Source organism: Streptomyces hyaluromycini (genome assembly GCF_002217755.1).
GTDB classification, from domain to species: domain Bacteria; phylum Actinomycetota; class Actinomycetes; order Streptomycetales; family Streptomycetaceae; genus Streptomyces; species Streptomyces hyaluromycini.
The window spans coordinates 16,190-39,094 of record NZ_BCFL01000027.1 but is presented as its reverse complement, the minus strand read 5'-3'; the positions used below and the strand labels follow the sequence as shown (position 1 = coordinate 39,094).

At 67.9% G+C, this 22,905-nt stretch carries 14 protein-coding genes; 10 read left to right on the top strand and 4 right to left on the bottom strand.

Annotated elements, in window-relative coordinates:
* The first annotated feature begins 22 nt into the window (after positions 1 to 22).
* Positions 23 to 1,495 (top strand): glycoside hydrolase, encoded by a 1,473-nt coding sequence (locus tag SSP29_RS35915; RefSeq protein WP_089105106.1) that lies wholly within the window; start codon positions 23 to 25, stop codon positions 1,493 to 1,495.
* A gap of 75 nt (positions 1,496 to 1,570) precedes the next feature.
* Here the strand turns inward: SSP29_RS35915 and SSP29_RS35910 are convergent, their stop codons facing one another.
* Positions 1,571 to 1,861, bottom strand: a complete 291-nt coding sequence (locus SSP29_RS35910) for a DUF1905 domain-containing protein (protein ID WP_089105105.1) — start codon at positions 1,859 to 1,861, stop codon at positions 1,571 to 1,573.
* 77 nt (positions 1,862 to 1,938) lie between these two features.
* Between SSP29_RS35910 and SSP29_RS35905 the strand changes: the two genes are divergently transcribed.
* The 4 genes from SSP29_RS35905 to SSP29_RS35890 all read left to right on the top strand — a co-directional run bounded on the left by SSP29_RS35905 (position 1,939) and on the right by SSP29_RS35890 (position 6,115).
* Positions 1,939 to 2,949 carry a hypothetical protein gene (locus tag SSP29_RS35905; RefSeq protein ID WP_089105104.1) on the top strand — a complete coding sequence of 337 codons (1,011 nt, stop codon included), beginning with the start codon at positions 1,939 to 1,941 and terminating at the stop codon, positions 2,947 to 2,949.
* 414 nt (positions 2,950 to 3,363) lie between these two features.
* A complete protein-coding gene (locus SSP29_RS35900; protein WP_089105347.1) occupies positions 3,364 to 3,765 on the top strand; it encodes a very short patch repair endonuclease in 402 nt (133 codons plus the stop codon).
* The gene (locus SSP29_RS35895) at positions 3,762 to 4,757 is read left to right on the top strand and encodes a DNA cytosine methyltransferase (RefSeq protein ID WP_089105103.1); all 996 of its coding nucleotides are present in this window, start codon (positions 3,762 to 3,764) and stop codon (positions 4,755 to 4,757) included. The genes SSP29_RS35900 and SSP29_RS35895 overlap by 4 nt, the downstream gene beginning before the upstream one ends.
* A gap of 11 nt (positions 4,758 to 4,768) precedes the next feature.
* Positions 4,769 to 6,115 (top strand): DNA cytosine methyltransferase, encoded by a 1,347-nt coding sequence (locus SSP29_RS35890; RefSeq protein ID WP_089105102.1) that lies wholly within the window; start codon positions 4,769 to 4,771, stop codon positions 6,113 to 6,115.
* Between the two features lie 18 nt (positions 6,116 to 6,133).
* Here the strand turns inward: SSP29_RS35890 and SSP29_RS35885 are convergent, their stop codons facing one another.
* Genes SSP29_RS35885 through SSP29_RS35875 form a run of 3 tightly spaced genes read right to left on the bottom strand, consistent with a single transcriptional unit; the run spans position 6,134 to position 10,158 of the window.
* On the bottom strand, positions 6,134 to 7,012 hold the full coding sequence (locus SSP29_RS35885; RefSeq protein WP_089105101.1) for a DUF6339 family protein: 879 nt from the start codon (positions 7,010 to 7,012) through the stop codon (positions 6,134 to 6,136).
* On the bottom strand, positions 7,009 to 8,004 hold the full coding sequence (locus SSP29_RS35880; protein ID WP_089105100.1) for a hypothetical protein: 996 nt from the start codon (positions 8,002 to 8,004) through the stop codon (positions 7,009 to 7,011). Before SSP29_RS35880 ends, SSP29_RS35885 begins: the two co-directional genes overlap by 4 nt.
* A 3-nt stretch (positions 8,005 to 8,007) precedes the next feature.
* On the bottom strand, positions 8,008 to 10,158 hold the full coding sequence (locus SSP29_RS35875; protein WP_089105099.1) for a helix-turn-helix transcriptional regulator: 2,151 nt from the start codon (positions 10,156 to 10,158) through the stop codon (positions 8,008 to 8,010).
* Between the two features lie 475 nt (positions 10,159 to 10,633).
* Here SSP29_RS35875 and SSP29_RS35870 point away from each other — a divergent pair, with 475 nt between their 5' ends.
* The 5 genes from SSP29_RS35870 (at position 10,634) to drmB (ending at position 22,871) form a co-directional block, all read left to right on the top strand.
* The gene (locus SSP29_RS35870; RefSeq protein ID WP_145968987.1) at positions 10,634 to 10,897 is read left to right on the top strand and encodes a hypothetical protein; all 264 of its coding nucleotides are present in this window, start codon (positions 10,634 to 10,636) and stop codon (positions 10,895 to 10,897) included.
* A 193-nt stretch (positions 10,898 to 11,090) separates the two neighbouring features.
* The gene (locus tag SSP29_RS35865; RefSeq protein ID WP_089105097.1) at positions 11,091 to 15,863 is read left to right on the top strand and encodes a DEAD/DEAH box helicase; all 4,773 of its coding nucleotides are present in this window, start codon (positions 11,091 to 11,093) and stop codon (positions 15,861 to 15,863) included.
* Positions 15,860 to 17,764, top strand: a complete 1,905-nt coding sequence (locus tag SSP29_RS35860) for a UvrD-helicase domain-containing protein (protein WP_089105096.1) — start codon at positions 15,860 to 15,862, stop codon at positions 17,762 to 17,764. Before SSP29_RS35865 ends, SSP29_RS35860 begins: the two co-directional genes overlap by 4 nt.
* Entirely contained in the window at positions 17,761 to 21,009 is a 3,249-nt protein-coding gene (locus tag SSP29_RS35855) for a helicase-related protein (protein WP_089105095.1), read from the top strand. Before SSP29_RS35860 ends, SSP29_RS35855 begins: the two co-directional genes overlap by 4 nt.
* Positions 21,006 to 22,871: a DUF1998 domain-containing protein gene (gene drmB, locus SSP29_RS35850; protein ID WP_089105094.1), complete on the top strand. Its 1,866-nt coding sequence runs from the start codon at positions 21,006 to 21,008 to the stop codon at positions 22,869 to 22,871. Before SSP29_RS35855 ends, drmB begins: the two co-directional genes overlap by 4 nt.
* The last annotated feature ends 34 nt before the right edge of the window (positions 22,872 to 22,905 follow it).

Below are 22,905 nucleotides of genomic sequence, written 5' to 3'. Positions count from 1 at the left end.
ACGGAGAGGTTGAGAAACAGCCATGATCCGACGCAGAACACTTCTGGCCGCCGCGGGAGGCGGCCTCCTGGGCAGCGCCCTGGCCACCGGCACGGCCCGCGCCGACGCCACGATCGCCGTCAGCCCATCCACCTCGTACGGCACCTGGGAGGGCTGGGGCACCTCGCTGGCCTGGTGGGGCAACGTCTTCGGCACCCGGGACGACTTCGCCGACATCTTCTTCACCACCAAGTCGACGACGTACAACAGCACGTCGCTCCCCGGCCTGGGCCTGAACATCGCCCGCTACAACCTGGGCGCGTCCAGCTGGAACAGCGTGAACGGCGAGAGCATGGTGGCCTCCGCCAACATCCCCGCGTTCAAGCAGATCGAGGGCTACTGGCAGGACTGGAACAACGAGGACCCCACCTCCTCGGCCTGGGACTGGACCGCCGACGCCACCCAACGAGCCATGCTCGTCAAGGCGGTGAACCGCGGCGCGACGGCCGAGCTCTTCGCCAACTCCCCCATGTGGTGGATGTGCCTGAACCACAACCCGTCCGGCGCCTCCGACGGCGGCAACAACCTGCAGTCCTGGAACTACCGCCAGCACGCCTCCCACCTCGCCTCCGTGGCCCTGTACGCCAAGAACAACTGGGGCGTGAACTTCGCGACGGTGGAGGCCTTCAACGAACCGTCGTCCTCCTGGTGGACGGCCACGGGCACCCAAGAGGGCTGCCACATGGACTCGACCGTCCAGTCAGCCGTACTCCCCTATCTCCGCAGCGAGTTGAACAGCCGAGGCCTGACCAGCACCAAGATCTCGGCCTCGGACGAGACGAGCTACGACCTGGCCCGCACCACCTGGAGCGCCTTCTCCTCCACCACCAAGGGCTATGTGGACCGCGTGAACGTCCACGGCTACCAGGGCTCGGGCGGCCGCCGCGACCTGCTCTACACCGACGTCGTGACGACGGCCGGCAAGGCCCTCTGGAACTCCGAGACCGGCGACAACGACGGCACCGGCTACACCATGGCCTTCAACCTGCTCTACGACTTCCGCTGGCTGCACCCCACGGCCTGGGTCTACTGGCAGGTCATGGACCCGTCCACGAACTGGGCGATGATCGCGTACGACGCGAGCACCCTGGCGGCCGGCGCGGTCACCACCAAGTACTACGTGATGGCGCAGTTCAGCCGCCACATCCGCCCCGGCATGAAGATCCTGGACACGGGCGTGAGCAACGCAGTGGCCGCCTACGACTCCTCGGCGAAGCGCCTGGTGATAGTGGCCCTCAACACCGCCACCTCCGCCCAGACCTTCACCTTCAACCTCTCCGGCTTCACCACGGTGACGGGCGGCACGGGCGGCCTGGTCCCCCGCTGGAACACGGTGACGACGGGCGGCGACGCGTACAAGTCGTACTCGGACACCTACCTGTCCGGGAAGACGGTCGCGGTGTCGGTGGCGGCGAAGGCGGTCCAGACCCTCCAGATCGACGGCGTGACGATCTGACCCGAACCGTCCCGGACCAGACCGGACCGGCGGCGGGGCCAAGCAGCTCACCGTGCCCCGCCGCCACCCCACCCCCTACCCCAGCCGAACCCGCATCTCCACCCGCACCTCGTCCCCCGCCTCCAGTCCCTGCGGCTTCCGCACCGCGCTCTTGAGCGGCAGCAGATACCCCCCGTCCTTGGGAAACAAGGACGTCTCGAACACCACCCCGCCCAAGGTCACCTCGACCGGAATGACCCCCCACCCGTAGGAGGCCATGGCGGCCACGGCCCGCACCTCCTCGCACTCCTCCTCCGGCACAGGCACGAAGTAGTACGGAGCAGGCCCCCGCCACTCCACGACACACCCACCGAACTCAAACCGCACCGAACGACTCCCCTCGCTACCGACTGCCCCCTATCCCTATCTCTTCTTTGTCACCGCCGGGCAGTACGGTGTCGTTCATGCGCCCCGACACGCCTGCCGAGAACGTCGACCACACCGCCGAAGCGGCACGCCTGGAGCGGACCGCCGACCGCTACCCCGAGGACGCCGAGGCCCTGCTGCTCCAGGCCGCGGCCCACCTGGAACTGGCCGACGCCCGCCCCGCCGCGACCGCGCTCTACGACCGCCTCCTCTCCACCCCGGACACCCTGGAGAACGCGCCCCTCGTCCGCGCCCTCAAGGCGTCGAACCTGTGGGAGTACGACCACGAGGCCGAGGCGCGGGCGATCATCGACGGCATCCGCACCACGGCCCCCCGGGACCCGGCCCCCTGGGTCATCGTCGCCGAATCCCTGGAATCCCACGACGAGCTGGAAGCGGCGCACGACACGTTCACGGAGGCAGCGACCCTCCTCCTCACGGACGTAGCCGAACCCCCCTACGCCACCCACCCCGTCCTCTTCGGCCGCCACCGGGTCCGCCGCATGCTCGGCCTCCCCCACGACGACTGGGACGCCCTGGCCGACACCCTCCACTCCTCCCCGATCTCCCTGGACGAACTCCACGACCCCAAGCGCGTCTGGTCCCTGGGCTCGGACAACCCGGAGGAACTGGAAGCCGAGATCTCCCGCCTCCGAGCAGAACTCGGCACCTACCGCGAGGCCCTCTCCCGCCCCTTCCCGGTAGCGGTCCTGCACTGGCCGGCGACCGAACTGACAGAACTCCTGTCGGCGTACCCGGACCTGGCCACGGAGTACCCGTCCCACCCCGAACACCTCGCGACCATAGAATCCTCCCTCCGCGAACTCTCCACCTCCGGCACCCCGAACCTCGGCATCGTCACAGCCACAGTCCCCTCCTACGAGGCCTTCGCAGCCTCAGAGGGCTCCTCCCCGGCCGACACCACCCTCCTCCCCCAGTACGCAACGACCCTGGCGGCCCGGGGACGAGCGGTGGCTTGGCCTCCGCAGCGCACTTCGGACTGCTGGTGCGGCCAAACCCAGCCGTACGACGCCTGCCACGGCTCATAAGCACCTCGGTTCTGAGCCCGCCGCCCGCCGCCAAACCCACGCGGCGTGCCCGGACCACCCGACGCGCCCCCAACCCCGGCCACGACCGCAGCCGCCCCGAGGGCACACCCCGGGAAGCCGCCCACTTTCCCCGGGCCGCCCGCTCGCTTCCACCCCGTGCTGGAGCGGCCCGGGTCAAGGGTGGCCCGGAGGGCCATCGGCGCAGCCGACGCGGACGCGGAGCGCAGCGGAGCGGGAGCGCCCTTGATGCGGGGCGCGGAGGCACGACACTGACAAAGAAGCGGGCGGCCCCTCCGCCGACGATGCCCACTCCAGTGCGGCGAGTCCTTCCCTCGCTACACGCCGATCCACCTACGCCGGCAGGATAATCCCGTGCCCAATGTCGTCCCCTCCTCTCTTGCCGTTTCCGCCCGCATGAGCAAGCAGGTGAGCAAAGACACGGAGGCTGAGCTGGCTGTAAGACGGCTGTTGCACGCAGCCGGCCTGCGTTATCGCGTGGAGTACCCCGTGCCGGGCATGCCCCGGCGACGGATCGACGTGGCCTTCACTCGGGCCAAGGTCGCGGTCCTCATCGACGGCTGCTTCTGGCACGGCTGTCCCCAGCACGCCACTCACCCGAAGGCCAACGCGGACTGGTGGCGTCGCAAGCTTGATCGGAACATGGCCCGCGACCGGGAGACGACCGAGCATCTGATCGCGGAAGGCTGGACGGTGCTGCGATTCTGGGAGCACGAGGCTCCTGGGGAAGTGGCCGTACGGGTGGTGGCGGCTGTGGAGCAACGCCGGACGGAAGCGACCCGGGGGAGCAGAGAATGAGTGGACTGACTTTCGTCGACGTGTGCTCCGGGGCCGGTGGGCTCGCCCTCGGACTGGAGCAGGCAGGATTCGAGCCGCGCCTGCTGCTGGACGACGACGAACTCGCCGTCAGCACTCTGCGGGCGAACCGACCGCACTGGAACGTACTTCACGCCGACCTGGTGGACTTCGACCCAGCGGAACATCCCGAGAGCCTCGATGTGGATCTCCTCTCGGCCGGCCTGCCGCGGGTGAAGTCGAGTGCGACCGTCGGACGTGCGGATTCGCGTGCGGAGGAGCAATTACTGAAGGCCACGGTCTATCTAGTCCATGCGATCAGGCCTCGTGCGGTGCTCATCGAGAACGTTCCGGGGCTCGCGCACTCGAACGCCTACCAACAGTTTCGTGATTTTGCCAGAGCCGAACTGGCCCACTTGGGATATGAGTTCAGTTGGTTCGTGGTGAACGCCGTCGACTTCGGCGTGCCCCAGAACCGCAAGCAGGGCGTCCTCGTCGCCATCGAGCAGCAATGGGCCTCGAAATTCCGGCCACCGGTACCGACCGTGCAGCAGCCCACGACGGTCGGTGCCGTTCTGGGACCGACCATGGCCTCACGGGGGTGGCCGGACGCCGCCCGTTGGGTCGCGCAGGCCGATCGACCGGCACCGACTCTGGTCGGCGGCTCGAAGAACCGGGGCGGCGCGGACCTGGGACCGACGGGAGCCAAGCGGACCTGGGCGACCATGGGTGTCAACGGTCACACCGTGGGCGACGATGTGCCCGACGCGGACTTCGTATGGAACCCCGAGCTCGGCAGGGACAACATGGTGAAGATCACGGTCGAGCAGGCCGCGCTGTTGCAGGGGTTTCCCGAGACTTGGGAGATCACCGGGCGCAAGACCGCCCGATACCGCCAGGTCGGGCACGCGACACCACCGCCGGTGGGGGAGGCGCTAGGGAGGGCTGTCGCCGCAGCGCTGATTCTGGATCCAGCAGTCCCCGCTGCCGGCTAGACTTCGGCCACATGACCAGCACGGCGTCCCACAAGCCCATCCTCGACCAGCCCTTCGTCCTCGACCTCTTCGCAGGTCCCGGAGGGCTGGACGTCGCCGGTCACTCGCTCGACATCCCGAGTCTCGGTATCGAGTGGGACAGAAGCGCGTGCCTGACCCGGTACGCTGCCGGGCTGGACACCCTGCACGCGGATGTGAGCGCGGTACGCAGGGACGCCTTCGAGTCGCTGCCTCCGGAGATCAACGTGCTCGCCGGCGGCCCTCCGTGCCAGACGTACTCGGTGGCCGGGCATGGCGCCGGGCGCCAGGCCTTGGACAGGGTCAAGAAGTACATCGACAGGCTGATGCCAGGTGACTCCGACAAGAAGATCGACGAAGAGCTCAAGGATCTCCCCGATCCACGTACCGCACTGGTCCTCGAACCTCTGCGGTACGCGATTCAGGCAACGCGGAGCCCCAACCGTGAGAACCGACCGTACGATGTGATCGTCCTGGAGCAGGTCCCAGCAGTGGCCCCACTCTGGGAGCACTACGCCAAGGTGCTGGCCGAGACAGGGCTCCCCGACGGGACCAGATACAAGGTTGTCGTCGGCGTTCTGGACACCGAGACCTACGGGGTACCACAGACCCGATCTCGCGCGGTGTTGATCGCTCGACGCGAAGGGCTCGGTCAGCCCTCGCTTCCCTCCCCTACACACCGTTCCTATGATGCGAAGGAATGGAACCGGAACAACGGGACGAGCGCACCTGACCAGGCCCGTCAGCCGACCCTTGACGAGGGCGGCACAACAGGGAGCGACGACGACAGGCTCCCCTGGAGGTCGATGCGTGATGTCCTCTCGGACTCGGTGGGCTCGCATCCCGGGCGTGTCACTCCCTTCTTGGTCCGCTCGAACTACGGCAGTTCGGGGAACCCGGGGAGGCGTGGAGTGCGGACCGACCAGCAGCCCGCCACCACCGTCACCGGCCGCATCTCCCGTTTCGTGGTCTTCGAGCACCTGAACGAGAACATCGTCTACGAGGGTCCACGGTTCAGCATGAACGAGGCGGGGATGCTGCAGAGCTTCCCGCCGGACTATCCGTGGTCCGGAACGGCGCAGGCCCAGCAGGTGGGCAACGCCGTACCGCCCCTGTTCGGTGCGCACCTGCTGAGTTCCGCTCTCGGACTCCCCAAGCCGACTCCAGGGGCACTGGCAAAGCCCTGGCAGCCGGCCACGGAGGAGCAGCGAGCCAAGCTGCGAAGCAATGGCTGCGGGGCCCCCGACAACTGCACCGACAAGTGCCCGCAGGCAAAGGACCAAGTGCCACCGCCCTCATCCATGCGCCCGCGCAAGGGCAAGAAGGCGTCGGCCAAGTAGTCCGAGCCCGGCGCCAGGTCAATCCCCGGGCTTCCTGCCTCTGACCGGCGCAGTCTCGAACAGTTCTGCAAAGTAGCTGGTGAGCGCGGCCACGGCCTCCTCCGGGACAGGGTCCTCGTCGGGCCCCTTCGGGAGTTCGTACCGCTCGACCGGTGGCGCCGATTCCGCCTCCGCGATCCAGTCGCGCAGATGGACGGGATCACGGGGCCGGTCCTGCCCGAGGATGTCGTAGATCAGGGTCGCACCGGCCGCGTTGATCGCGACGCTGAGGCCATCGACCTCTCGCCCCGTGGTGACCAGTCCGCTCTTCAGCAGGCGGATCATGGCCTGAGCAGTGGGACGGTGGTCGATCATCTCCTTCTTCAGAACGCTGTGGATGAGGTCCTGGTTTCCGCAGGCTGCCTCGACCGGCTCGTAGTCCGCCCCATTCCTGAACAGCTCCGCTGCCCACCACAGGCGTGAGAAACACTGCCGGTCGGCAGGTCCCCGGAAGCGCTCCGCGGCGACACGCCTTTCCGGCTTCTTCACCGTCGGTTCCGAAAGGTGACGCCAGACCACGTAGTCGGGAGCCACCGCCAGTGCGAGGTGGTTCCACAGACGCTTGTCCGCCGCTTCTCGTCGCGTCAGGCGCAGCGTGGCATGGAGCCGAGGCGCGAGCCATGCGTCGGCTCGCGTGCGGTCCTCCCGGAACTCGAACATGGCGTCTTCCACCAGGCTTCGGATCGGCTCGACCCACCATCTGGCGTCGTCCTCGGGAAGCGGTTCGACGACCTTGGCGAGGTCGATGCCGCCGTGGACCTGTTCGCCTCTGAGCAGCTCTTCGGTAAGGAACGGATCGACGGCCGAGGTGGCGAGCAGCGCCAGCCGCTCCGGTACATGGTTCGGTTGGGTGATCACGTCTCACTCTCGCGGTTCATCTGTTCCAGACTGCGGATCACATAGGCAAGCGCCTTGGCGGCATCGGCACGGCGGACCGCCGCGTAGTGGATACGGGTCTGCAGCTCGACCCAGCCCGATTCACCGGTACGCCGGCGGTGGACCTGTCGTAGGGCCTCCTCGACATGGACGCCGGGAAAGACGTCCGGGAGCATCTCCCGGAGCACCTCGCCCTGCCAGTCGGTCGGGAAGACCGGGGCGCCGCCGGGTTCCACCTCCAGATCGCCGATGGCACCGTGGAACACCGCAGTCCAGACGTCGGTGGCCATCTGGGCGACCAAGAGGTCACGTACCTTGCTGTCCACTCCCGAGCCGTTACTGTCCAGCAGGCCGATGACACCCTCGACGTCGGTGTTCACGAACACGGTGGGGACTCTGGCCGAGGCGTCCACGATCCAGGGCGCGTCGGCGTAGGCCTGGAGCCACTCCCGGGAGCTTCTCTTGAACGATGCTGTCTGGACGTCCAGTTGGAGCCCACGGACGGGCTCGTCGGAGACCGTGTCGACGATCCAGCTCCGGTCGGTCTCAGCAATCGACCGTCCGCGCACTCCGTCCACCGTCCCGACGGCGTACACAGCGAGGGAGGCTCGACCCAAGTGGTCGTCGCGGAGCACCTCCAGCGACCCCGACCAGTCCCGCCCGCCCTCCGCGTCAAGCGTGAGATCCGCAGAGGTGCGGACATTGGTCTCGCCGTCGGTCAGCACTGCGAGGACACTCAGATCGGACCAGGCCGCGTCCGGCGCGTTCGCCCCGGGTGGCAGCGTCGCCGACAGGCCGATCGTGGCGCTCACCCAGTCGATGTGGCCGGCGATGCCGAGCGCGACGGACTGCTGTTGGGTCGAGTACGCCGTGGTCTCCAGCTGGTCGCGGGTACCGTCCGAGAGCTTGAGGGAGACCGACGTCACTCTGAGAGCGACCGGCCGGTTGAGTCGCTTGTACGGATAGATCTTCACGCGTCACTCCCCCTTTCCGGCACGGAGTTCGAGGACGAGGCGGGTGAGCGTGGTCCTGACCGGGTGACTGGTGACATCGGTGGATCCTCGGAACTTCGCGCGACGCACGCCGGGAGTGAAGCGCAGGGTCTCGTCCTCCACCTCGCAGCCCTCGACAGCCACGAGTTCCGCCCACTCCAACTTCGGACGGCCTCCGGAACGCACATCCAGTTGCGCGACCGGCACCATCGGGACGATCTCGTCGCCCCGCGGGATGCTCACCTCTGCGGTGATCCGCCATTCCCCGTCGTCGCCGACTGTCGCGTCGAGCTTGTCCAGCACCGGAACCACCGGCCCGGCGGGCGCCTTGGCCTTTGGCCTAGTTCTCACGGTCAACGCCTTGCGTACGGCCTCGCCGCCCTCGCGGTTGGTGCGCTTCGGCCGTGCGACAAGTTCCCTGACCGCATTGTTGACCTCGGCGGTCAGCGCGCTGATCCGGCGATACGCGGACGGGGACCAGCGCAGAGTCAGCTCCTCCGTCTGCCCCCAGCGGTCGTGCTCAGGCGGTTCCGCCGCACGTAGGAATTCCTCAGCCTCCATCGCGAAGGGAGCCGTTTCTCCGACTGCCTCGCCCACCAGCAGAACGGCCTGGAAGGGGTTGGTCCCAAGCGGCAGCCTCTGAACCCCGGCCCTCTTGACGGTCATCCGGTTGCCGCGCAGCGAGTGCACCTGGTTCTTCCCCCCGTCCCCGTCTCTGTCGCCCTCGGCCTCGGTGACCAGCAGGACCGCCTGGTGCGTGCCGAGCGTCCCATGGGCGCCGCCGGAGAGCGGCAGCTTCAGCGGGACGTTCCGCGCCGCGACCTGCCCGGCCTCGGTGAGACGGTCCACTGTGGTGCCCTCGTAGTGCGCCCTGAGAGCACGAGTCCGGGCAGGCTGCTCGACAGATGGGTCCACCTGCTTCTCCGGCACGACCTCCTTACCGTTCTGAAAGGCCCGGACAGAGACCTCCAGGAGGGGGAGCCTGCTGCCGCCGCCGGTCATCGCGGCCCAGAAGTCACGTCCCAGCGCCTCTACCAGACGGCCGTGCATCTTGCGGATGTCACGCGTGTCCTCATCGCCGTCCTCGACACCGCCGGACTCGTCGTCGGCGTCGGACCTGCTCTCAAGGCTGGCAACGTCGTGCGCGCCGACGATGAGGAAGGAGGTACCGGGTTCGTCGCTCTCCCTGGTCAGATACAGACGTGCGACGGTCTCCTCGTCCGCCCACCAGGAACGGGCGACCATGGCACCGGGCGAATCGGGATCGGGGCGCCCGAACCAGGCCGGCCCCGCGTACGGCTCGCCGTCCACTTCGCGCCACGGCAGTTCGAGACGGCCGATGACCCGTCGCTCGGTACGTCCCTCGTGAGGCACGGACAGAGTGGAGTTGATGAGCACGAGTCCGAGGGCGCTGGTGGCCCACAGCGTCGCCTTGCCCAGGCCGTACGAACCACCCGCGCCGGGGCCGGACTTGAGGCTCTCCAGCTGACGCCTGACCACGGCGGCGAACTTGCCGTCCGCGTAGTCGTCGCCGATGAGCCCGGAAGCGTTGTAGTCGTCGACACGCAGCAGGACCAGACGGCCCTTCTCGTACATGTCCCGTACCCCGGCGTCCACGACCCGACCAACCTTCTGGTTACCGGCGGCCTCCGAGACGGCGGAGTAGTGCGGGAAGAGATCGTTCCAGAGGATCGCCTCGCGGAAGGAGTCCAGGGCCTCACCGGTGAGCTCGTGCAGGGTGTAACGGACCCGGACCGGGCGGCCGTTCTCTGTAAGGCGCTCGTCCAAGCTGTTCTGGCAGGTCTCGCGGGCGAGGACCTGCACGTCGGCGTCGAAGGCGAAGGCTGCCGCATTGCCCAGGTCACGGCCACCGTCGGAGTAGCCGGGGCGGTGGTACCAGGTGACCGGGAGGCCGGCCTGGGTGTCGGTGGTGCGGGTGTGCACCGTACCCACGTCCGTGCCGAGCGCCTTGGCGATGTCCGTCATTACGGTAGGGCGAGGCGTCGACCGGCCCGTGATCCACGCGGACACGGCGGCCCGAGTCAGCTGGAGTTCGTCGGCCAGTTCGGCCTGCGTCTTCCCCGCGAGCTTGAGCTGTCGGGCCAGCCAAGGCCCGAACTCCTCACCTGTCTCCACGCGTCGCCTGCTCTTTCTTCGGTCCCATGCTGATCGCATGTCGTGGACCACGAGGTTAATTTGACACGTACAGCAGCGTCAACCAACAGTTGATCGAGCTCGACCATCCAGTCACTTCGATCCAGTGTCCAACTTGCCTCGAATGATCAACTTTCGCCCGCTATATGCCACTTCCTCAAACGGAGCGATCAACTCCCTCCAGGGGAGCGGAAGTTGTGCTTGCGCATTCAGGTGACGATCGATACCGTGTTTGACGATGGGGATTCCATCTCGCTCACGAAACCCGAAACGGGAGGGCCGGGCGACAAGGGGAGAAGTGCGCCCAAAATTCAGCCATACACACCGCCGAAACCTCACACAGAAGTACCTTCCGAAAAGGACTGGCCACACGAGGCTCCACCCCCTAGCTTGATTCATCGGAAGAAAGTCTCACTCGAAGTTCCAACTTATCAATTTTATTTCACACGGGGGACGTGTGCTCGAATACACCCCTGTGCAACTGCAGGATGCGACCTTAGGGGTGGATCACTCGATGAATGAGCAGGACGACGACGAATCGTTGGATTCGCAGCGGGACTCCAATTCATTTCGGTTGGACATGGAGATGGCAAGCAGCATGGCCGATGTCCGGGGTATTCTTCACCGTTTCGACGTGCTCGAAGAGGAATTCGCCAACCGGTTCCCCTCCTTGGCCAAGCTGGTCCAGGGGCTGCCGGACGAGACCGCTCCCCCGGCCTGATTCAGCACGTCGCGGGCCCGAAGTATCAGTCTCGCAACAACCAACACCTTCCCCATGAGCCCGCCGCTTCACGAAGGCACTGTGGAAATCACGCCCAGCGCCACGACGAACACGGGCCGGCCGACGACGCCGGTGGTCGGCCCGCCGTTCGATTTTTCGCCCGGACCTTTGACACCCCAGGAGCGCAGTAGCAGTGCTGTCTTCGTCCTCACCGGTAATCCAAACCGTTCTCGAACAGTCCTCTCGTGTCCTGCAGACTTACGCCGTGGACCCCGGTCTCGTGGCCGAGCATGCCAATGGCGAGCGTCGTATCACCCAGGGGGGATATGGCGATCGCCAGCTTTTCGAGCTCGTTCAGAACGCGGCGGACGAAATGGCCGACGAGCAGGGCGGGCGAGTTTACGTCGTCCTCACGGACACCCACTTGTACTGCGCGAACGAGGGTAATCCGGTGACCCCGGAGGGCGCGGAGACAATTCTTCGAATGAGTATGTCAAAGAAGCGTGGGGGCCAGATCGGGCGTTTCGGGGTGGGCGTCAAATCGGTTCTCGTGGTCACCGACGCACCCGAATTCTTCAGCAGCACCGGAAGTTTCGGATTCGACCGCACCTGGTCGTACGAGCAGATCAAGGCCGTGCCCGGCGTGACGGCACGCTACGGCCCGGAGTTCGACGCCCCCGTGCTGCGGATGGCCCGGCCTCTGGACGTGCAGGCCGAGCGTGCCTCCGATCACGTCCTGAACGAGCTGCTGAGCTGGGCCACCACCGTTGTTCGCCTGCCCCTGCTCCCGAAGGCCGACGATCGGCTGGGCCGGGACATGCATGGTGGTCGCGCCAAGGACCACGGCGAGCCCCGCGAGGAGTTCCCGGCCGGCTTCCAGCTCTTCTCCCCGCACGTCGCAAAGGTCGTGCTGGAGGACCGCCGGTCTCGGCCCATGGCCCGTCGGACGCTGACCGCCCAGCAGACCGGCGACCTGCACACCGTGATCGAGGAGCGAACCGGTAAGGCCGTCACCACCGATCGGTGGCGCGTGTTCACCACCACCCACGAGCCCGGTCCGGCGGCCCGCAACGACGCCGGAGAGTTGCACGACCGGCTCTCGCTCGACCTCGCCTGGGGTGTCCCGACCCTGGAGAAGGATCAGGAGAGCGGCCTGTACGTCAGCCCGCGCTCGCGCGGGCGCGGCAAGTTCTGGTCCTTCTTCCCGACCAAGTACGAGATGTCGCTGAGCGGCATCCTCAACGGCGCCTGGAAGACGAACGAGGACCGGCAGAATCTCCTCGACTCCTCCCCCTTCAACCAGGAGATGATCCGAGCAGCGGCACAACTGGTCGTCGACTCGCTCCCGGCTTTGGCGCCCGACGAGGACCCGGCCGCCTATCTCCCGCTGCTGCCCGGTCGTGCGAAGGAGGCGATCAGTTGGGCGGACGAGTTCCTGACCGAAGAGATCTGGACGCGTACCGCGGTGAACGCGTCGCTTCCTGACCAGAACGGCGTGCTGCGCGTGCCGACCGAGCTGCGGGTGCACCCTCGCCCCAAGGACCCGAAGAAGGAATCGAAGTCTCTGGTCCGTTGGCTGCGGTTGTGGCACGAGTGCCCGGACCGTCCGTCGAACTGGCTGCATCCGAGCGCCGAAGTGGATGCTCTGCGCTCCGGCAAGGTCGAACACATCCTTGGTGCGGCCAAGCACCAACGAGCGGATGTTCGCGACTGGTTGGAGGCCCTCGTCGAGAGCGGCACCGCTCAGGCGTCCGCGACGGCGGTCCGCATTCTCGCCGACATGATCGAGGTCGGTTCCCCGTTCGTCGAGGAGGCCCGCAAGGCCCACATCGTCCTCACCGAGGAGCATGGTCTCGTCGCCCCTGTGCACGGCAAGGTGTACCGCCGCGCCGACCAGGGCGGACTGCGCGAGTCTCTGGTGTACGTGGTCGACGAGCTCGCCCAGGACCCCTCGCTGGCGCACTCGCTCGACGTCCTGGGCATTCGGGAGGCCGATGTCGAGGGCCGGTTCGACAGCGTTCTCGATCAGGGCTTCGATCATTACAGCGAATCGGACTGGGAACGGTTCTGGGAGCTGTTCCGTCAGGCGGGGGTCCGTAGGCTGGCCCACAAGGTCCTGGAGCGGGTGCCCGCGCCGCGCTCGACGCTGCGTGTGCGGACTGCCGACGGCCGGTTCCGGCCGGTCGAGGACTGCATGCTGCCGGGTGAAGTGGTCGATGGGAAGCGCGACCCGAGCATCGCCGTCGACATGGCGTTCCACTCCGACGACACGCCCTTCTTCTCCCAGGTCGGTCTGCGGGAACGACCGTCCGGCGGGGTCCGGCCCCAGGAGGGCGAGGCGTGGTTCGAGGAGTACCGCGAAACCCTCCACGCCGCCTATCTGCGCGGTCTGGACAGTCGTGCCCCGCGCCCGGCACTGAACCGGATGAAGGTCGAGGGCGCCGCGATCGGTGGCCCGCTCCACCTCTTCCGTGCCCTATCCGAGGAATCCCGCGCCGCCTTCCTGAAGGTACTGCCCGACGACGCCGTGGTGGACAACTGGACGCGCCAGATCGGCGCGCAGACCAACACCCGCCAGGCGGTGCCCTCGCCGATCCGGTGGATGTTGAGGAAGTTCGGCACGATCGCCACCTCCCAGGGGATCAAGCCGCTGAGGGAAGCCGTCGGCCCCCAGCTGGCCAGTTACCGAGACGTGCTGCCGGTCGCCGACATCTCCCCCGAGAAGGCCCGCAGGCTACGACTCCCGACCACCGTCGACGAGGTCCCCCCCGACCGTTGGGACGCTCTCCTGGACGAGGTGACCCGCAGCGAGGACGACTCCTTCGTGGGTGCCACGTACGTGATGCTGACCCGGTTCGGCGCGGACTTCCCCGAGGACTCCCTGACCCGTTGCCGGATCGGCGACGTCTGGGGCACCCGTCCCGACGACGAGATCACGATCGCCGTCGGGTCCGCTCAGTACCGCGCGCTGCGCGGTGAGCAGCTGCCGGCGTTGCTCGTGGCGACCGCCGAGGACGCCGAGCTGATGATCGAGAAGTGGGGCATGCTCCGCTACTCCGACGTGATCAGCCGGGAGACCCGCGAAGTACCGGAGGGCGACCCCGTACCGCTGGTCGAGCTGTTCCCTGCCCTGCGGCAGCGCCTGAACAGCGGGAACCGGAACAGCATGGTGCAACGGTGCAGCGAACTGGAGGAGGTCACCCGTACGCCCAACGGCACGCACGCCTCCCCTCTGGACGCCGTACGCCAGGACGGCACCGTCAAGGTCCGCGTTCCTCTGGACCCCGAGCCGATGCTGCGCCTGATCGACCGCGAGCTCGGCCTCGGCCTCGGTGCCGCCGGCTGTCGCACGGTCCTGGACCACCAGGACCGCATGGCCCGGGACAGCGAGCTGAAGGCGGCGCAGAAGGCGGTGCGCGAGGCCACGGACGTGGTGGCCAAGATCGAGCTGCTCATCGGTGCCGACGCACTCCGGACCGGCCTCCCCGAGGGATTGATGGAGGCCGAACTGCAGGCGACAGACGGCGTGGAGCCGACCGGGCGCCGGATCGCGCAGATGGCGTTCAACGCGCACGGTGACGGAGTGCTCCAGCAGCATGCCCGGGACATCCAGGCACGCTTCCCCAACGCCCCGGTCGCATACGGAGGTTCGTCGGCAGCCATCGCGTTCGTCTCGGAACTGAGGCTGCCTGTCGCGTTCGCCGGTTCGAGGACCCCTTCCCCGCCCCCGTTCGAGACCGTCGAGGGCCCTCGGGACTTCCCGAGCCTCCACGGCTACCAGGAGGACCTGGTCCGGAACATCTCCACCATGCTCGACCGACTGGCGCCTCAGCGCGGCATGCTGTCGCTTCCGACCGGCGCCGGCAAGACCCGGGTCACCGCCGAGGCCGTGATCCGCTGGGTGAAGCGGGTCGGCGACCTCAAGGGTCCGCTGCTGTGGATCGCACAGACCGAGGAGCTGTGCGAACAGGCCGTCCAGAGCTGGAAGTTCGTCTGGAGCAAGGTCGGCGCGGAACGCCCGCTCACCATCAGCCGACTGTGGAGCACTAACGAGGTCGGTGACGTCGTCGACCACCCGCATCTGGTGGTCGCCACCGACGCCAAGCTGGAGCGGTGCCTGGGCACCGACCAGTACTCCTGGTTGCGCCAGGCCGCGCTGGTGATCGTGGACGAGGCGCATACCGCCATCTCCAAGCGATACACCGAGATCCTGAGCCAGTTGGGACTCACCCAGTACGAGACCGGCCGGCATCTGCTCGGCCTGACCGCCACCCCGTTCCGGAACACCAACGAGGAGGAGACCCGCCGCCTGGTCAACCGCTTCGGCAACCGGCGACTCGATCAAGGAGTCTTCCCCTCGGGCGACCCGTATCGCGACCTCCAGGACTGGGGCATGCTCGCCCAGGTCGAGCACCGCACCCTTGAGGGCGGTCGTATCGAACTCACCCGGGACGAGAAGACGCACGCCGATCGCATGGCCACGCTCTCCCGCTCCGCCGAACAGCGGCTCGCCGACGACCACGCGCGCAGTCGACGCATCGTCGACTCCGTGGCCGAACTTCCGGACGACTGGCCGACGTTGCTCTTCGCCACCTCCGTCGACCACGCCAAGTACCTGGCGGCCATGCTCAACGACCGGGGTGTCCCGTCCGCCGCCGTGGACTCGACGACCAGTGCGCAGGACCGTCGTACTCGCATCGAGAACTTCCGAAGCGGACGTATCCGGGTACTCACCAACTACGGTGTGCTCACCCAGGGATTCGACGCTCCGGCCACTCGTGCCGTGGTCGTGGCCCGGCCGGTCTACAGCACCAACGTGTACCAGCAGATGATCGGTCGCGGACTGCGCGGCCCGCTGAACGGCGGCAAGGACAGCTGTCTGATCCTCAACATCAGCGACAACATCACCAACTTCGACACCGACCTCGCCTTCGCCGAGTTCGAGCATCTCTGGAGCCGGAAGTGACCGACGTCTACCAGGACAGCCCTCCGCTCACCGACGAGCAGCTGGCCGTGGTCGAGCAGCCCTGGGACGCCCGGGTCCTGGTCACCGCGGGCGCCGGGGCGGGAAAAACCCACACCCTGGTGCGCCGACTCGACGCGCTGTGCGGTCACGAGGATCCCGAACAGGCGCTGGAGGCCGCCGAGATCCTCGTGCTCACCTTCTCCCGGGCCGCCGCCCGCGAACTGCGCGAGCGGATCTCCCGGCACGGGGAACGAGCCCACCGGGTTCGCGCCCGTACCTTCGACGCATGGGCCTACGAGGTGCTCCTCCAGGCGCACCCGGACGGCGAGTGGGGAGCGGTCGGCTTCGACGAGCGGATCGCCGCCGCGACCCGCGCGGTCGAGAAGGGCGCGCTGGAGGTCGGCGACGCGGTCCCGCCGGCCCATGTCGTGATTGACGAGGTGCAGGACCTGCTGGGCGGGCGCCGCGAGCTGGTGGAGACGCTTCTCGACCGGTACCAGGACAGCTGCGGCTTCACCGTCGTCGGCGACGCGGCCCAGTCCGTGTACGGCTTCCAGATCGAGGACCTGGTCGAACGCGCCGACGAGACCGGCCGGTTCTTCGACTGGCTGCGCTGTTCCTACCCCGACGACCTGGTGGAGCTGCACCTCACCCGGAACTTCCGGGCCACCACCCCCGAGGCGCGGGTCGCGTTGCCGCTCGGTCCCCTGCTCCAACGTCTCAGCGATCCGGACCAGGCGGGAACGCTCTACGACGAACTGCGCGACCTCCTCCTGGACCCGGCGAACGACATGGGCAGCCTGAACGACGAGTACACCCTGGACAGCCTGCGGGACCTCTCCGACACATGCGCCGTCCTCACCCGCGACAACCAGCAGGCCCTCGTGGTCTCCGGCCTGCTGCACGCGCACGGCATCGACCACCGGCTGCGGCGCCCGCTGGAGGAGCGCCCGGTGCCGTACTGGGTGGCGGAGTTGCTGCGCCGTACCGAGGCGAACGCCCTCACCGAGGACCGGTTCCGTACGCTCCTCGCGGAGATCCCCCTCCCATACGAACCCGATGCCGACGCCCTGTGGTCGGTGCTGCGTCGGATCGCGCGCGGAGCGGGGCGCGGGGCACTCGATCTGGACCGGTTGCGCCGCGCGGTCGCTGACGGCAGGTTCCCCGACGAGGCGGCCGACCCGGAGACGGCCCGTATCGTCGTCTCCACGGTGCACCGGGCCAAGGGCCTGGAGTTCGACCGGGTGATCGTCCTGGCGCCACCGCCCCTCGCCGAACTCCAGAAGCGGTACCAGGACGAGCTGGACCTTCCCGCCGAGGCGCGCGCCCTGTACGTGGCTATGACGCGTGCCCGCCAGGACCTCTACCACCTGTCCCCTCCCGAACTGCCGCTCTTCAGGCGGACGGGGAGCCGGGGTCACGGCCGGCGCTACCTCGGGTCGTGGCGGTCGTACGACAGGTACGGGATCGTCGCCGAGGCGGGCGACGTGAGCCGGGACGACCCGCCCGGCCAAGAGACGGGCGCCGTCGCAACCCAGGCCTATCTTCTGGAGCACATCCGTCCCGGCCAGGAGGTGCTGCTGCGCAGGCTCCACGACCTGCCGATGGGCGAGACGGAGAGCCCGCCGTACGCCCTGGTACACGAAGGCCAGGAGATCGGCGAGGCCTCGCGGAGGTTTCGCGAGGGGCTGTTCCAGGTGCAGAAGGTGAACCGCACCTGGGACCCTTGGTGGCCCGACGAGATCCACGACCTGCGGATCGACACCCTGGAGACCGTGACGGGCAGCGCCGCCGCCGGCGCCAACGCCGGTCTCGGTGACCGAGGCGTGTGGATCGTCCCGCGCATCACCGGCATCGGCCGGTACCGGAGAGCCGACAACGACGAGGAGCAGCACGCATGACGCAGGTGGCAGGCCGACACTCCGAGCACTACCGGGTCCGGGACGAGGAACTCCTCGTGGGACTCCGCCGTGAGCTCCTCGGCCCCGCCGAGGACGCCGTGCCGGACGATCGGGACGAGGTACTCACCCAGGACGCGCCGATCGACCGTTACTTGACCGGTGTGCTGTATCCGCGTGCCACGAAAGAACGGCAGGAGGAAGAGGCCGCCAAGCAGGACGGTCCGGACGACACTCCCGTCAACACCCGTGGCGACGGCGAGGATTCCGGCACCCCGCCGGAGGTCGGTGCCTCGGGGGACAGGCGGCCCTCCTCGATGGGCCTGACCTTCGCGGTCAAGCCGGATATAAACGACACGATCGTGGTCTCGGCGTGTGCGGCCGTCTACGAGCCCACGGACGCCGACGGCAAGCGGATCCCGGCCCGTCGCGCCGAGGCCCGTACCGTCGCCGACCAGCGTGAACGGTGGCGCCGGCGGGAGCTCTCCTTCCCCGACCAGCGCTTCGTCGTGACCAAGGCCGCTCCGAAAGATCCGATCCCGCTCAGCGACGAAGCCTCACTGCACGTCAACATCCGTCGCCTTGACAAGACCACCGGCACGGTCACGATCACGGTCACTCTGATCAACACGCAGAAGATCGGCGAGTGGGATCTACAGGACGCGTTCTCCCTCTTCCAGTGCGGGCTGACGGTCCGGGCTGCCGACGGCTCCGACGCGTTCGTCGAACGCCCGGCTCCGGACGCCGCCCACGACCCGGAGGTCGCCACGAGTCGGCTGCTGCACCGCCACGCCCCGACCTTCGCCGTCGGGCACGGTTGTGCCGCCGAATGGGACTGGAATCCCTGGCCTATCGGCATGACCGAAACCGCCCCGGAGATCGCCGTCCCTGAGGTGCGGACCCAGTTCGTGCCGACGGTGGAGGTGCTGCTCACCGACTCAAACCCCGAGATCGACAGCTCGGCGCTGTCCATGCTGGGGCTGGCGGAGAATTCCGACGCCGAGATCCTGACCGCTCTGGAAGGGCTCGCCGACGGGTACGAACGCTGGATCGACCGCAAGGCGGCCGAGACGGAGGATCTGGCTGCCGGAACGCACGAGGAACCCGCGCGGGAACAGGTCAAGGCCTGCCGCCAGGCACTCGGCCGAGTCCGCGAGGGCATCGAGCTGTTGCGGACCAAGCCCGATCTGATGAAGGCTTTCCGACTGGCCAATCGCGCCATGGCCGACCAGCGTGCCCGCAGCGCCTGGGTGAAGGGCGGACGCGTCGGCGTCCCCGACCCGACCGCCGGACGCTGGCGTCCCTTTCAGATCGCCTTCGTACTCCTGTGCCTGGCAGGCATCGACGACCCCGAGCATCGTGATCGGCAGATCTCCGATCTGCTGTGGTTCCCCACCGGTGGTGGCAAGACCGAGGCCTACCTCGGTCTGATCGCCTTCACCTCGTTCCTGCGCCGTATCCGCAAGGGCGTGGACGGCGGCGGTGTCACCGTCCTCATGCGCTACACGCTGCGGCTGCTCACCCTCCAGCAGTTCGAGCGCGCCGCGATCCTTCTCTGTGCCATGGAACACATGCGGCGCCGAACACCCGAGTTGGGACACGAAGAGTTCTCCGTCGGTATGTGGGTGGGACGCTCGGCCACCCCCAACACGCTGACCGAGGCAGGCCTGAAGCTCGACGAGCTCCGCGCGAACCTCGACAAGCGCCTCGCCACCGAGAATCCCGTCCAGCTGCACGCCTGTCCTTGGTGCGGAACCCGCCTCGACGCACGGAACTACGAAGCCGACGAGGACGCGAAGCGGATGCACGTCCGATGCCCCGGCGCAAACTGCGACTTCGCCGACGGCCTGCCCGTCCACCTGATCGACGAGGCGGTGTACGACGCGCGGCCGACACTGGTGATCGCCACTGTGGACAAGTTCGCGTCGATGCCGTGGCGTCCGGCGACCGCGGCACTCTTCAACCGCGACGACGACCCGGACGGCGGCACCCCACCCCCGGAACTGATTGTCCAGGACGAACTCCACCTGATCTCCGGCCCGTTGGGAACACTCACCGGCCTCTACGAGACCGCCGTGGACGCACTCGCCGGCCGACCCAAGGTGATCGCCTCCACAGCCACCATCCGTCGCGCAGCCGACCAGGGACGCCACCTCTTCGCCCGCGAAGTGCGGCAGTTCCCGCCCGCCGGCCTCGACGCCCGCGACTCGTGGTTCGCCGTGGAGACACCGCGCGAGGAAAAGGCGAGCCGCCGCTACGTCGGCCTCCTGGCCCCCGGCACCAGCCAGGCCACCCTCCTGATCCGCACGTACGCCACCCTTCTGCACCGGGCCAAGCAGGCGAAGACCGAGGACGAGGTACGCGACGCCTACTGGAGTCTCGTCGGCTACTTCAACAGCCTCCGACTGCTGTCCGCTGCCGAACTCCAGGTCCACGACGACGTGGTGGCCTATCTGGAGGTGCTCGCTGAGCGCGAGGGGGTGGAAGTCCGCTCGGTCGTCAACTACTCGGAGCTGACGAGCCGTATCGACGCCAGCGAGATCCCCACCCGCCTCAAAGGCATCGAGAAGCGGCTGCCCGACGAGGACACCGTGGACGTCCTCCTGGCCACCAACATGATCGCGGTCGGCGTGGACGTGGACCGACTCGGTCTCATGGCCGTGATGGGCCAGCCACAGACGACCGCCGAGTACATCCAGGCGACCAGCCGCGTCGGTCGCGCGCACCCCGGTCTGGTCGCGATCATGCTCAACTCAACGCGCTCCCGGGACCGTTCCCACTACGAGAGCTTCCAACATTTCCACTCGGCCCTGTACCGAGAGGTCGAGTCCACCTCCGTCACACCGTTCTCCGCCCGCGCCCGCTACCGAGGCCTACACGCGGTGATTGTCGCCCTCGCCCGCATCATGATCCCCGCCGCCCGACCCAACGATGGCGCCGGCAGGGTCGAGTCCTACGAAGACGTGCTCCGTGGCCCCATCAAGACGATCCTCCTGGAACGCGTGGACGCGGTCACCCGGGAGGAGACCAACGCCGTGTCCCGGGCCTTCGACGAGTTCGTCGAGTGGTGGTGCGCCGAGGCCGACATCCATAACGGCCTGTTGTTCGAGCCTCAGAGGGGCAGTCGCGCACCGTCGCTCCTCAAGGCCTATGACGACGAGTCCGAGGGCACCGGGGCATATCCCACGTTGTGGAGCCTGCGTGACGTCGACGCCGAGACCGCCCTGTTCATGGAGGGAACCCGATGACCCCGCCCCCCGCCCGCCGTCGCCGAACCGGCGCGGACGGCGCCGCACCCGCCCACAACTTTCCGCGGCGCGGTGCGGTCCGCCGCGCCCAGGCGATCACCACGTACGGCGTCGGGTCGCTCATCGCCGTCGACCATGAGTCCTTCATCGTCTCGGGACTCGACGAGGCCGAGCAGAGCTGGAGCCGTGATGAGTCCCCGCAGATCCACGAACGGCGGCTGGCCCGAGTGCTCGGCGTCGACTACTTCCGGCTGCCGCCCGCTTCCGACGACACCAGCAAAGACGGTATCCGGGTCCGACGCTTTCCCTTGATGCACTCCTGCCCCGAGTGCAACGACCTGCAACGACATCGCGACTTCAACCCGCCGGCCGGTCGAAGCGTCTGCGGCACGTGCGAGGTCGACCTGGTCCCCTCCCGTTTCGTCGTCGCCTGCGAGGCCGGGCACCTCGACGAGTTCCCGTACTGGCAGTGGGTGCACCGTTCCACGGATCGTGGTGCCTCGACGGCGGCACAGTGCGGAGGGAAGCTCAAGATGCGCACGTCCGGGCGTACTTCCTCGCTGCGCTCCATCCTCGTCTCCTGCACCTGTGGGCAGGCGCCCGAGGTCTCGATGGAGGGCTCCTTCCGGAGGAGAGCGCTCAAGGACCTGGGCCTCAAGTGCCGAGGCTCCCGTCCGTGGCTCGGTACGTCCGCCGCCACGGGCGGATGCGGACTCCCTCTGCGCACCCTGCAGCGCGGTTCGTCGGCAGTCTGGCAGCCGGTGTTGAAGTCTGCGCTCTCCATCCCGCCGTGGAGCAATGGCCGCGCGGATCCGCTCGCCGAACACTGGGAGCAACTGCGCGAGCTGAACAGCCGCGCAGAGGTCGAGATGTGCCTCAAGTTCGTCTTCAAGGGTGAGAGCCCGGTTCCGATCGACGAAGTCATGGCCTTCCTCGATGCCGAGCGAGAGGAAGACCCCACTGGCGACGAGGCGCCCTCCTTCGACCATCGTTATCGCGCCCTGCGCAACAAGGAATACGAGCGTCTCCGCTCCGGCAACGACGAGAGCGAGCACTCCCGCGACGAGGAGTTCGTCTGCGAGACCCCGCTGGGCGACCAGAGCTTGCTCGACCCGCTCGGCGTCACCGGCCCGATGCTGGTCAAGAAGCTCCGCGAGGTGCGCGCACTGAAGGCGTTCACCCGGCTCGGCGACGCCGAGTCGACGACCGATCCCAAGGAGATGCCGCTGTCCGAACGCTCCCTGCGTTGGCTCCCGGCCATGGAGGTTCGGGGCGAGGGAGTCTTTCTCCGTCTGAACGAGGATCGACTCGGCGCCTGGGAGAAAGCCACAGCGGTGGCGGCCCGGATCGAACGGATGCGCACCGCCCACCAGCGGGTGTTGGAGCAGCGGGCCGACGACCCGAGCCGCGTCGTCCTCTCCCCCGCCACCCCTCGCATGGTGCTGCTGCACACCTTGGCCCACATTCTCATCAACGAGTGGAGCCTGGAGGCGGGATACCCGGCGGCGTCCCTGCGCGAGCGCCTGTACACCGCCGAGGACATGGCCGGGGTGCTCGTCTACACGGCGACGAGCGACTCCGCAGGCAGTCTGGGTGGCCTGGTCGCTCAAGGTGAGCCGGAGATTCTCGCTCGCACGGTCCGTTCGGCCGTCCGCCGTGCCGAGTGGTGTTCCTCGGACCCGCTCTGCATGGAGACCGAGGCGTCCGGCGCCGGCGGAATCAACCTGGCGGCCTGCCATGCCTGCGTGATGCTCCCGGAGACGAGTTGTGAGCACAACAACGTCCTCTTGGACCGCGCCCTCCTTGTCGGAACCCCTGACGATCCCGAGGTGGGCTTTTTCGCCGACACCCTGAACCCATGACGTCCGCCCCGCCTTGGCGAAGGCGCCGACACTG